At 41.1% G+C, this 11756-nt stretch carries 13 protein-coding genes; 5 read left to right on the top strand and 8 right to left on the bottom strand.

Annotation, left to right across the window (positions count from 1 at the left end):
• On the top strand, positions 1–247 hold a 247-nt coding region (locus F607_RS0101175), incomplete at its 5' end, for an ISAs1 family transposase (protein ID WP_157365343.1).
• Between the two features lie 195 nt (positions 248–442).
• Here F607_RS0101175 and F607_RS35380 read toward each other — a convergent pair.
• The 4 genes from F607_RS35380 to F607_RS0101150 form a co-directional block, all read right to left on the bottom strand.
• A complete protein-coding gene (locus F607_RS35380; protein WP_268967626.1) occupies positions 443–1507 on the bottom strand; it encodes a LamG domain-containing protein in 1065 nt (354 codons plus the stop codon).
• Positions 1508–1543: 36 nt separating this feature from the next.
• On the bottom strand, positions 1544–1738 hold the full coding sequence (locus tag F607_RS0101165) for a hypothetical protein (RefSeq protein WP_027706567.1): 195 nt from the start codon (positions 1736–1738) through the stop codon (positions 1544–1546).
• A gap of 793 nt (positions 1739–2531) precedes the next feature.
• Positions 2532–2732 carry a hypothetical protein gene (locus F607_RS0101160; protein ID WP_027706566.1) on the bottom strand — a complete coding sequence of 67 codons (201 nt, stop codon included), beginning with the start codon at positions 2730–2732 and terminating at the stop codon, positions 2532–2534.
• Between the two features lie 693 nt (positions 2733–3425).
• Positions 3426–4469: an ABC transporter ATP-binding protein gene (locus tag F607_RS0101150; protein ID WP_027706565.1), complete on the bottom strand. Its 1044-nt coding sequence runs from the start codon at positions 4467–4469 to the stop codon at positions 3426–3428.
• 373 nt (positions 4470–4842) lie between these two features.
• On the opposite strand from F607_RS0101150, the gene grxD reads away from it, so the two are divergent.
• The gene (gene grxD, locus F607_RS0101145) at positions 4843–5184 is read left to right on the top strand and encodes a Grx4 family monothiol glutaredoxin (protein ID WP_027706564.1); all 342 of its coding nucleotides are present in this window, start codon (positions 4843–4845) and stop codon (positions 5182–5184) included.
• 273 nt (positions 5185–5457) lie between these two features.
• Here grxD and bfr read toward each other — a convergent pair whose 3' ends face one another.
• Together bfr and F607_RS0101135 are read right to left on the bottom strand one after the other, a co-directional pair.
• Entirely contained in the window at positions 5458–5931 is a 474-nt protein-coding gene (bfr, locus tag F607_RS0101140) for a bacterioferritin (RefSeq protein ID WP_027706563.1), read from the bottom strand.
• A 277-nt stretch (positions 5932–6208) separates the two neighbouring features.
• On the bottom strand, positions 6209–6406 hold the full coding sequence (locus F607_RS0101135) for a (2Fe-2S)-binding protein (protein WP_027706562.1): 198 nt from the start codon (positions 6404–6406) through the stop codon (positions 6209–6211).
• A 322-nt stretch (positions 6407–6728) separates the two neighbouring features.
• Here F607_RS0101135 and F607_RS0101130 point away from each other — a divergent pair, with 322 nt between their 5' ends.
• Positions 6729–7331 (top strand): peroxiredoxin, encoded by a 603-nt coding sequence (locus F607_RS0101130; RefSeq protein ID WP_027706561.1) that lies wholly within the window; start codon positions 6729–6731, stop codon positions 7329–7331.
• Between the two features lie 119 nt (positions 7332–7450).
• Here the strand turns inward: F607_RS0101130 and rnt are convergent, their stop codons facing one another.
• A complete protein-coding gene (gene rnt, locus F607_RS0101125) occupies positions 7451–8095 on the bottom strand; it encodes a ribonuclease T (RefSeq protein WP_027706560.1) in 645 nt (214 codons plus the stop codon).
• Between the two features lie 16 nt (positions 8096–8111).
• Entirely contained in the window at positions 8112–9149 is a 1038-nt protein-coding gene (pyrC, locus tag F607_RS0101120; protein ID WP_027706559.1) for a dihydroorotase, read from the bottom strand.
• 204 nt (positions 9150–9353) lie between these two features.
• Between pyrC and F607_RS27630 the strand changes: the two genes are divergently transcribed.
• Together F607_RS27630 and F607_RS0101110 are read left to right on the top strand one after the other, a co-directional pair.
• Positions 9354–10298, top strand: a complete 945-nt coding sequence (locus F607_RS27630) for a flagellar protein MotY (protein WP_051310652.1) — start codon at positions 9354–9356, stop codon at positions 10296–10298.
• 242 nt (positions 10299–10540) lie between these two features.
• Positions 10541–11755, top strand: coding sequence for an argininosuccinate synthase (locus F607_RS0101110; RefSeq protein ID WP_027706558.1), 1215 nt, complete (start codon positions 10541–10543; stop codon positions 11753–11755).
• The last annotated feature ends 1 nt before the right edge of the window (position 11756 follow it).

The following is an 11756-nucleotide window of genomic DNA, read 5'->3' as shown; positions in this document are numbered from 1 at the left end:
GGTTAGTGAAATGATCCAACATCACTGGCAAATTGAAAACAGCTTGCACTGGAGTTTGGATGTTGCATTCAGAGAAGATGATAGTCGAATTCGTAAAGGACATTCAGCTGAAAATATGTCTAGAATTAGGCAGATAGCACTTAATATTCTTAAGCAAGATAATACTTATAAAATTGGAATAAAAAATAAGAGACTCTCTGCTGGTTGGGATCATGAATATTTAATGAAGCTAATTTGTTCGGTGTAAATTTATATGCGATTGCCCTGGGTTAGCGGCTATTTTGGTGAAGTTCAATATCCTATCCTTATACTATTAACAGTAAGAATAGGCGGTTACACAGAATCTTTAAGAGTCTCGTTTAATGCCCCCTTTCAAGGGGGGTAAAAGCAAAACCACCTTCTAAGAAGGTGGATTATTTTCTTCCCACATGGCCTCTTCATTTTAGTTCTTAAAATTCAAATTTATCTGTGCAGTTCCTCCTTGATGAACACAGTGATGAAAGCTAATCACTGATGCTCCTTTCTCTTTTTTCCCATTAATAATATGAGTGTTATACCCATGATTATACCAGTCTAACACAATACTATAATCTGCCTCTTCTAAAGGTAAGTTTCTAAATGAGTGGTTAGCGCAATTATCACCAGCACCTCCCTTCATTTTTAATACCCTTGAAATGGGATAGAATACTATTTTTCCATCTTTACCTGCTGGCCCTTGAAGTCCCTTTTCCCCTCGTGGCCCTTGTGGTCCCTTTTCCCCTCGTGGCCCTTGATCACCTTTTTCCCCTTTTAAACCCTGAGGTTCCTGTAGACCAATAGGTCCTACATCACCTTTGTCCCCTTTGTCTCCTTTTTCACCTTGTGGACCGCGATCACCTTTCTCGCCTTTTTTACCCTGTTTTCCTGGTATACCTGGTGCACCTTGAGGTCCTCTTAGCCCTGGTGGTCCTTGGTAAAATGTAGGGACACAATGAAAGCCTAAATCTGCAAGACAGTTTGCCTCCAATGAGCTAATTGCTCTGCTATATAAATGAATTTCATCTAACTCACCTATTAATGGATTATTTAATTGTTCAGTAACACTGTTACCAAATACCCAAGGATTATCTGTGCTTAAATCCTCAGGTAAGCCTAACTTAACGTCTTTTAAGCGATGTCCATTTAACGCTAGATTTAAACCGCTTTGGTGTCCACTGAAAGAAAATACGACATGCTGCCATTTATTTCTTAAGTTAGGTAGTGGATCAAGGGATTCAACTCCACCGATTACGCCTGCAGCATTTCTGAAAACCACTTTTAAGCGATTGTCTGTATCTACGAATATAGAAAATAAGGTGTCTGTAGTTGAATCACTTTTTTCAACGAGCACTTGTTTAGCATTGACTTTTGTTGGCTTGAACCAAAATGAAAGAGCAAAGGGACCATTAATATCAAATTTGTTCCCATTTGCTTTAACATTAACAACAAATGGATTCGTTTGCTCTGGTTTAAGCGATGTTCCTGAAATACCTTGCTCGTTGTATTTTCCACCACTGATAGAACCTTAACCTTCTTCCAGGAAATAGCCATCATTTCCTTCCGATGAGTAATCCACTCCGCCTTGTTGATAAAGCCCACCATCAAATGACCAATACCCAATTTCTGAGTTAGTGATGGTTGGATAGGCTATATCCGAAGCTATTGAAGATGCAGATATTAGTGTTGAAATAATAACTACTAATGGTTTTTTTAATTGCATTTTATGTTACCTACTTTACTTCTAGGAGAACTTTTAATCCCGCTCTAACCTTCCTTAAGAAGGGAGAAATGAAATTGCTTTACCTCTAAGTCACAAGGATACGGCTGTAAAGTGCTCAAAGGTCAAATCTAATACTGTAAAATATTGAGGTGCCTTTTTAAGTGTTGATAATCATTTATATTAATAAATGATTTGATTGACCTCGTATTAAACTAAATTACTACCATCTTTAATAATCAAGAAAGCTGACAGTTAGTCTTATAGTTAATTCGCAAGGGATGTACTTATATCCAGCGATTAGCCAAAATTGATAAATAAAAAATTAAATTTATTGTTTTGCCGATTAAAAAGGCCCTATTGAAAAATTATTTATTGTAAAAACGAACTTATTATGGACACACTTCGCTCGGTAATAAGCAGAATTGCTTAAAAAGTACTTTGTATTTTGTCTATGAATTTGCCAACTAGTTTTTCTTCAATTATTAATCGACTCTATGTAGATCAACGTAGAACGAGCTCTACGAAATGATTTAAAACTCAAAATAGCTCGAGTGATCCGCTTAATCCCTAGATGATCTTGCTCAACCTGATTACTAAGATACTTGGCATAACATAGACTTTTCTTTTCGCAACTTGACGTCAATTGTACAGGGTTTTTGCTGAAATACTGGCTTCATCAGCTATCACTTGAACACTCATATTACGGGTTGGCATCATCTTCACTAACAGTGTAGTTGACCTCTAGGCCAAAGAATTTATTTACATGATCATCAACGAAAATATTTACTGGACCTTACCTTTTCGTGCACTCAGCATTTCCACTGTATGGGTCATTTTCATTCTCATAATCAGAGTGAGAATTGTTGTATTCGGCTGCATTAGCTCCAAGACTTAAATAAAGTCGACCTTTCTCATCAGCAAATGAATTTAAAGAGACAGCTGTAAACGCGAGTGCTACAAAGTTAGAATCTAACGCTAATACTGCTTTTTGCATATCTTCCCCAAGAAGTACTTCTTAAAAAACTTATTTCTAAATATATGCTTAGACTACTCGAAGGTCGGATTGTTATGTGAATCAAGCTTATTGCGCAATTAGTAATTATACGACTTCCGATATTTATTAGTTTATGATATCGATGGGTTGTGTCTTTCAAAATAATAAATAATTATTCATGGGGTTCTTCTCTCCCGTAATAAATAAAAATAACTGAGAAATTACATGACACCTTTAAATCAATATTGGCAAGTATACCCAGTAAACTATGCATGTTTTCTAAGCCAATAAGCCAATAAGCCATGCCACCTAAATTTTTTTATTCTTTAATGCCCTTGGTGCACCTACCATCCCCAGAATACTCAACCCCCCCCCTCGAAAAAAATTCCGGCAATCATAGTTCTCGGCTGTTTTGACGAATTTCGCGTAAAATACTATCACTTTTGGTATTACACAATACTAAATAGAGTATCTGCTTTTAGTGGGGGTTGGGTAAGAATAGCGTCCAGGGCAATGGCAACAAGTGGGTTTGCAGAGTTTGAATTGGTTTGTGAAGCAGGTGCCGGGAGCACCGTTAGCAGTAGAGACCAAGGATGGTCTTCTGCTGCGGGAAGAGCAAATTAATTCATGCTCTGCATGGAGGCTCCCAACTTGCCACAGACTGTTTATAAAAGAGTGTGAGGAGACATTTTTTTAATGGCTGGGGGCAGGAAACACGACAACATGTTGAGCATCAATTCTAATCCCTATTTCCTCACTATGGCTGTAGTCATGATGACTGGACAATACAGACTCAATAATGCTGCCTGTTTTTAGGCGTAAAGTGTATTGTGTTATTGCTCCCATAAACGTTTTGTTAATGATATCGGCACGAATGGTACTGACGGTATCAATAATAATATCGTCAGGGCGAAGGAGCACCTCAATCGGGGAGCCTTCTGGCCATCGGTTAGGCGTTGGGTTGTTGATGAGTCCTAACTCAGTTGATAAGTGCTTTCCTTGTACTTGCCCAGGCAAAAAGTGCCCTTGTCCAATAAAGCTTGCTACAAACTGCGTCGCAGGTTCGTGATAAATGTGATAGGGGGTATTCCATTGTAGTAGCTTTCCTTGTTGCATAACCCCAATTTGGTCTGCAAAAGCAAAAGCTTCTTCCTGGTCATGTGTCACTAAAATTGCACTAACGCCTTGGTCTTTTAAAATCTGCCTGACTTCAAAACTCAACCGACGCCGTAAATCAGTGTCAAGATTAGAAAATGGCTCATCCAAAAGGAGTAGTTTTGGCTCGGTTGCCATAGCACGTGCTAATGCAACACGCTGTTGTTGTCCTCCAGAAAGCTCGTGGGGGTAGCGGTGTTCAAAGGCGGCCATATTTGTCATTTCGAGTAGACGAGTTATTCGTTGTTGGCGTTGAGGGTGTTTGATGATACCAAAGCCAATATTTTGTCTGACGGTTAAGTGTGGAAAAAGTGCATAATCTTGAAAAACCATGCCTATTTGGCGCTGTTCTGGTGGTTTAACGGAGGAAGGGGTAGATAATGGTTCACCACATAATGCAATTTCACCTGCACTGATACTTTCGAAACCTGCAATCGCTCTGAGGACTGTTGTTTTCCCACAGCCACTTGGTCCAAGTAAGCTGCAGATTTCACCCGGTTGCATAGAGAAGCCAAAATCTTGAACAACGGGTTGCTCATCATATGAACAGCAAACATTTTTTAATGAAAGTAACGTGGGCATGAAGCTAAACGCCTTAGAGACTTATACCCTTTACGAATCACTTTTTAGGGTTTGTTGTCGGCACACTTCAGCCCAGTCACTTATTAATATAAGCTCTTGGAGCCTCATCGCTTGACGGTCGCCCCTAAAAACCCTTCGTTTTGGGTATACATGATTAGAAATACATCTATTATTTCAGACCTACAAGCGCTTTGCATCTTTCTCCATTTTCAAGCGCAGTAGTTTTGTGACTGTCTGTTAACACTAAGACAAGACCACTTTTTTTTAATGGTTAATTTGTAAAGAGTAAAGTATAGAATGAGGGGAGTGACAGCATTTATTACTTAAATACGTTAAACTATCTCAAACCGTTTGAGATAAGTGAGGTTACCTGATGGATGTAATGGAGCAAATTAAACAGCAAATTTCAACACACTCTATTTTGCTGTATATGAAAGGCTCTCCTAAAATGCCACAATGCGGATTTTCTTCAAGAGCGGCACAGGTTTTAATGGAGTGCGGCGAAAAATTTGCCTATGTAGATATTCTGCAAAACCCTGAAATACGCACTAACTTGCCAGCGTACGCTAATTGGCCAACGTTTCCACAGCTTTGGATCAGCGGTGAACTAATTGGTGGAAGTGACATTATTTTGGAAATGCACGAAAAAGGTGAGCTTTTACCGTTACTTCAGGCTGCAAATAAAAACGCACCACAAGAATCTGCTGATACTTAATACTGCCATGCAAATGACCTGTTATTTTGCAGGTCATTGTTTTACCTTACCACTATATTTTGATGTGCCCTATAGTTATTACGATACTGTATAAAGCGCAAAGATAAAGCAATAAAACCACTCTTTATATGTGGAAATAAAGGCACTTTTTTAGATTAAGTTTCTTGCATTAAGCTTTTATCGGTTAAGAACGTTAATCTGCCAAACACTGAAAATAACAGGCTTGGCAAATTAACTATTTAAAGAAGGGTAGTTTTACAAATAAGTCTACCGTTAAGCGCCCATGGCAGATTGCAAATAATTTTCTATACCAATTTTGTCAATCAGCGATAACTGAGTTTCAAGCCAATCAACATGCTCTTCTTCAGACGCTAGAATTTTTTCTAGTAGCTCTCTACTTCCATAGTCGCCGACACTTTCGCAGTATGCGATACCTTCTCGCAAATCTGGTATGGCTTGTTGAACTTCTAAGTCCAGGTCACACTGAAGCATTTCTTTGGTATTTTCGCCGATTCGTAAGCGTCCTAAATCTTGCAGGTTGGGTAGTCCTTCTAGAAATAAAATGCGTTCAATTATCCAGTCGGCATGCTTCATTTCATCAATGGACTCTTCATACTCTTTTTTTCCCAGTTCTTCGAGTCCCCAGTCTTTATACATCCGAGCATGTAAAAAATACTGGTTGATGGCGACTAACTCGTTACCAAGCGCTTTATTGAGGTGCTCAATAACTTTAGGATCACCTTTCATGTCAGGTCCTCATCAGCTTTTATAGTAGGATAAAACGTGGGGATTTAAGGCGTTATAGCCTTCCTTAGTATCGCTAGCTGCAAGTCTGGTGTCAAACTTAACTAATTGATTTAGAATGAGTTTTGCTAATGCTAATTACTATCATTACGTTCTGCGTTTGTGGTTTGAATACCCATTCTTATGAGCAGTAGGGAGGGAGAGTAATAATAAGAAAAAGTGCACTGATAGAGCACCTTTTGAAGAGAGGTTGTTTTTAACACTGAAAAAAAGCTATAGGTTAAGCGGGCAAAAACTCTAAAAGCTGCTGCCGCTCTTGCTTAGCTTCTTTGACGATTTGCTTGGCATCTTTTGCACACTTGCCGCACTGTGTGGCGACACCTAAGCATTGACTGACTTCTCGCAGGTTATCAGCACCTTCGTGAACGCACTGCCTTATTTCATGGCATTTAACATTTTTGCATAAACAAATGTACATAGTGCTGCGCCTGCTAAGAAGATTGTATCTTTGTACTGATAGTAGTGCGAATGATAATGATTGTCAATCGGGTGCTTTGTTCAAGATTAAAGCACTTTCTAATAGATTTTTTCTATGATTATGTAAAAAAAATTCAATCGGAAAGGCAGTAGGCTTGAAACCTACTGAGGTGTATTATTAGTTCCAACAATGTAGTTTTACATTAGCAAGACAGATTAAGTATTTTTATCTTGCTTTATTTCAGGCTGATGGTAGGGATAATCGCTTAGCTATTATACGATCAGCAGCCATATATAAAACAAACGACATGTGGAGAATATAAATGGGCGTTCTAGTAAGTAAGCGTGCTCCAGACTTTACAGCTCCAGCTGTATTAGGCAACGGTGAGATTGTTGAGCAATATAACTTTTCTGAAGCAACTAAAGGGAAGTATGCGCTCGTTTTCTTTTATCCACTGGACTTTACTTTTGTATGTCCTTCAGAGTTGATTGCACTTGATCACCGTATGGACGCTTTCAAAGAGCGTAATGTTGAAGTGATTGGTGTCTCTATCGACTCTCACTTTTCACACAACGCTTGGCGTAACACGCCTGTTAGTGAAGGTGGTATTGGTCCAGTTAAATACACACTGGTTGCAGATATGACTCACGAAATCGCTAAAGCATTTGATGTTGAGTCTGCCGGTGGAGTAGCCTTCCGTGGTGCTTTCTTAATTGATAAGGAAGGTGTTGTTCGCTCTCAGTTGGTGAATGACTTGCCTTTAGGCCGTAACGTTGATGAGCTGGTGCGTTTGGTTGATGCGTTACAGTTCCACGAAGAGCACGGTGAAGTTTGCCCAGCAGGTTGGAAAAAAGGCGAAAAAGGTATGCAAGCTTCTCCTCAAGGTGTAGCGAAATATCTCGCTGAGAATGCTGAGCAACTGTAAGGTTTTAAGCCTTATTTAGCGCTTATTTAAGTAGCTTGGCTGCTAGAAAAAACCCTGCTTTTGCAGGGTTTTTTTGCTTTTTAAGTGTTAACAGGCCCTAGGCAGTTTAATAATCATTTTTATTTTAAAGCGTTAACTGGCCAACCACCCAAAGCTTGCCAACGGTTAACAATACTGCAAAAAAGCTCAGCTGTTTTATTGGCGTCATAGGCGGCAGAATGTGCTTCTTGAGAGTCAAAACTGATGTCTGCAGCTTCACATGCTTTAGCAAGCACTGTTTGACCAAAAGCTAGCCCTGCGAGAGTCGCTGTATCAAAGCTGGAAAAGGGGTGAAAAGGGTTGCGCTTGAGGTTGTTTCGAATAACCGCTGCATTTAAAAAGTTCAAGTCAAACATTGCATTATGTCCAACTAAAATAGCGCGGTTACAGCCTCCTGACTTAATGGCTTTACGGATACGCTTAAAAAGCTGCTTAAGAGCTTCATCCTCATCAGATGCTTGGCGTTCAGGGCAGAATGGATCTATACCTGTAAATTCAATAGCGGCTGGCTCAATATTAGCATCAGCAAAAGGCTTGATTGCAAAATCAATAGTGTCCTCAGGCACCATTTGTCCAGTAGCATCAATGGTGAGTGTGACTGCCGCGATTTCGAGTAAAGCATCAGTTGCTGCATTAAAACCACCGGTTTCAACATCAACAACGACGGGTAAAAATCCGCGGAATCGTTCTGCAATAAGAGGTTTTAGTGGTGCTTCATTAGTCACGCTACAGCCTTAATTCTTATGGAAGGATTCGCCAGTTGATCATTTCGCCTGCGCGCAATGGTACTACGCGGTCGCTACCGAATGCCAGCGTCTCAGGAACCTGCCAGGGCTGTTTTACTAGGGTGATGGTGTCAGTGTTACGGTTTAGGCCATAAAAGTCTGCACCATTAAAGCTGGAAAAAGCTTCTAATTTATCCAGTGCGCCCATTTCTTCAAACACTTCGGCATAAAGCTCAAGTGCTGCAAATGCGCTGTAGCAACCAGCACAGCCACAGGCATTTTCTTTACGTTGTTGGGAGTGGGGGGCTGAGTCTGTTCCCATAAAGAATTTTGAGTTACCACTGGTTGCAACAGTCCGCAGGCGTTCCTGATGCTGTCTTCGTTTTAAGATGGGTAAGCAGTAGAAGTGGGGTTTAATTCCTCCCACCAGCATATGATTGCGATTATAAAGCAGGTGTTGTGGAGTAATGGTTGCAGCCACGTTGTCATTTTGGGCTAACACAAAATCAACGGCATCCGTTGTAGTAATATGTTCAACAACAACGCTCAGCTTAGGAAATTTGGTACAGAGAGGGGCAAGTTGTTCTGCTAAAAAACGTTGTTCTCGATCGAAAATATCTACATCAGCATCTGTCACTTCCCCATGAACAAGCAGAGGTAAGCCGGCTTCTTCCATGGCTGCGAATGCTGGGTAAAGCGGAGTAAGATCGTGCACACCCGCTTCAGAGTTTGTTGTTGCGCCTGCTGGGTAGAGCTTAACGCCATAAATAATACCTGACTGGGCCGCTTGCTGGATAAGCGCAGGAGTTGTTTGGTCAGTCAAATATAGTGTGAGTAGAGGTTGCCATTGGCTGTTGGCAGGAATAGTTCGCTGTATACGTGTTAAGTAACCTTGAGCATCATCAATGGATTGAACTGGAGGTGTTAAATTAGGCATGACAATCGCGCGTCCACAATAGCGTGCTGCATCCGCTACGGTATTTGCTAAAACCGCACCATCACGTAAATGGATATGCCAGTCATCAGGGCGTGTGATTGTTAACATTTGTTCCATTAAAAGTTGCCTTGCCAAGTAATTTTCTTTGGGCATCCTACCTAAGTGTACTCGGAGTTACTAGGTTTTGTTGGGTGCCTATTTGCAGAGACGCGTTGGATTACCTTGAACTGTTGTATGTTGTTATGGACTGAACACAGAATAAAGCTAAAGATCATCACCTGCTAGCCGCTATTTAAAGAAGTAACGGGTGAGAAGCAGCATATGATCTTTGATAAAGCTCTGGGTTTAATCAAGTATTGTCTCGTGTTGATGTTTTTTGGGGTATACCCCGTGAGTGCCATTATTTATCAAGCGCCAGTTGATCGTTCTGAATGGCGGATGGAAGGGTCTATTTTTGAGTGCAATCTTTATCACCCTATACCTGAGTTTGGTGAGGCGATTTTTCGCCGTCGAGCAGGTGAGCGCGTTGGTTTTCGTTTGTTAAGCTGGCAAAGCCCTATACAGAAAGGTAAAGCGATGCTGGTTGCGTCATTACCTTCCTGGCGACATGACCGAAGTGCTCAGGTGATGGGGGAAATACAAGTAGACCCTGGTAAAGAAGCCATTTTTATGACAGGACCGTTACCCAGCTGGATGTTGAATCAGCTTAAGCAAGGTATGGCTCCAGCATTTGAGCGAATGGCCTGGTACAGTGATAAAGAAACCATCACAGTGGCGTTATCAAATGTCAATTTTCAAAAGGTATACAAGGATTATTTAGGCTGTTTGTCGAAGCTGTTACCGGTGAATTTTGATCAAATCAGGCGGTCTTTTGTATTGTTTGATTCTGGTAAAACCACATTAAATGAACAGGCGAAAGAAAAGCTTAATAATATCGCCATTTATGTTAAAGCCGATCAGGAAGTACAGTCGATTTATATTGATGGTCATACCGATGATATTGGACGTCGTTTAGATAACCGAGAACTGTCAAAGCAACGGGCTGAGTCGGTTGAGAAATATTTAATTACGCGCGGGGTTAAATCAGACATTATGAAAGTGCGTTTTCATGGTGAGCGTTACCCTATTGTTAAAAATAATTCTTCAAAAGATCGTGCACGAAATCGTCGTGCTACCGTTCGGCTTGAAAAGAAACCACTGCCTTCAGAAAGTGTAACTGTCCCGCCAGCAACCAATATTCTAGAAGAAGAAAAAGGCGCTGAGTAGAGTATCTATAAGAAGCTGCTCCATATCGCTAGCGAGCCAATGAGGATGGGTACGTTAGTCTGTCAAAAATAGCCCTCTATATTCCCTTGTTAATTTCTGGCTACATAATGACACAAAAAAATGTCGTGTTTGTGCCTATTGCTCTAGGCGAAGTAATTCACAGTCGTTAGAATAATTATTCATTTGGCATGAACATAACTTTAGTAATTTGGGAATATACAAGTAGTTTTTGGAGCAAACGAATGAAAGACATCAATAAGGTTGTCTTGGCATACTCGGGGGGATTAGACACCTCGGTCATTGCCAAGTGGCTGGAAGACACTTACCAATGTGATGTGGTGACCTTTACCGCTGACTTAGGTCAAGGTGAAGAGGTTGAGCCAGCCCGCGCAAAAGCAGAAGCACTAGGTATTAAAGAAATCTATATTGATGACTTGCGAGAAGAGTTTGTCCGAGACTTTGTTTTCCCCATGTTCCGTGCCAATACAGTTTATGAGGGAGAGTACCTGCTAGGTACTTCTATTGCTCGACCCCTGATTGCCAAGCGCCTTGTTGAAATTGCCAATGAAACAGGGGCAGATGCTATTGCACATGGTGCAACAGGAAAGGGGAATGATCAGGTTCGCTTTGAGCTGGGGGCTTACGCGTTAAAACCTGGGATTCAAGTCATTGCCCCTTGGCGGGATTGGGATCTTAGCTCCCGGGAAAGCTTGCTGGACTACTGCCATAAACACGATATCCCAGTAGAAACGCAAAAGGGTAAATCCCCTTATTCCATGGATGCAAACTTACTACATATTTCGTATGAAGGTGGCTTGTTGGAAGACCCATGGGCAGAGCCAGAAGACGATATGTGGCGTTGGTCGGTAGCACCAGAGCAAGCGCCAGATACCCCGACTTATTTAGAGCTGGATTATCAGCGTGGTGATATTGTTGCCATTGATGGTCAGGCAATGACACCAGCAGAAGTACTGACCTTTTTAAATAAAGTGGGTGGTGCTAATGGTATAGGACGGACAGATATTGTTGAGAACCGCTATGTGGGGATGAAGTCTCGGGGTTGTTATGAAACACCTGGTGGTACCATTATGTTGCGTGCTCATCGGGCTATCGAATCAATTACCCTCGACCGGGAAGTGGCTCACTTAAAAGATGAATTGATGCCGCGTTATGCGAAACTTATATACAACGGTTACTGGTGGTCACCTGAGCGTAAATTAATGCAGGATATGATTGATGCATCTCAGGTTAATGTGAATGGAAAAGTACGACTTAAGTTGTATAAAGGCGGTGTTACAGTAGTCGGGCGTCAGTCTGTTGAAAGCTTATTTGATCAGACAATTGCCACTTTTGAGGACGATGCCGGAGCTTATGATCAGGCAGATGCTGCTGGTTTTATCAAGTTAAATGCATTACGGCTGCGCATTGCTGCTAATAAAGGACGTGCTCTACTTTAGG

The sequence above is a fragment of the Zooshikella ganghwensis DSM 15267 genome (genome assembly GCF_000428585.1).
Lineage (GTDB): Bacteria > Pseudomonadota > Gammaproteobacteria > Pseudomonadales > Zooshikellaceae > Zooshikella > Zooshikella ganghwensis.
The sequence above is the reverse complement of the archived record's forward strand: the minus strand, read 5'-3'. Positions and strand labels throughout refer to the sequence as shown.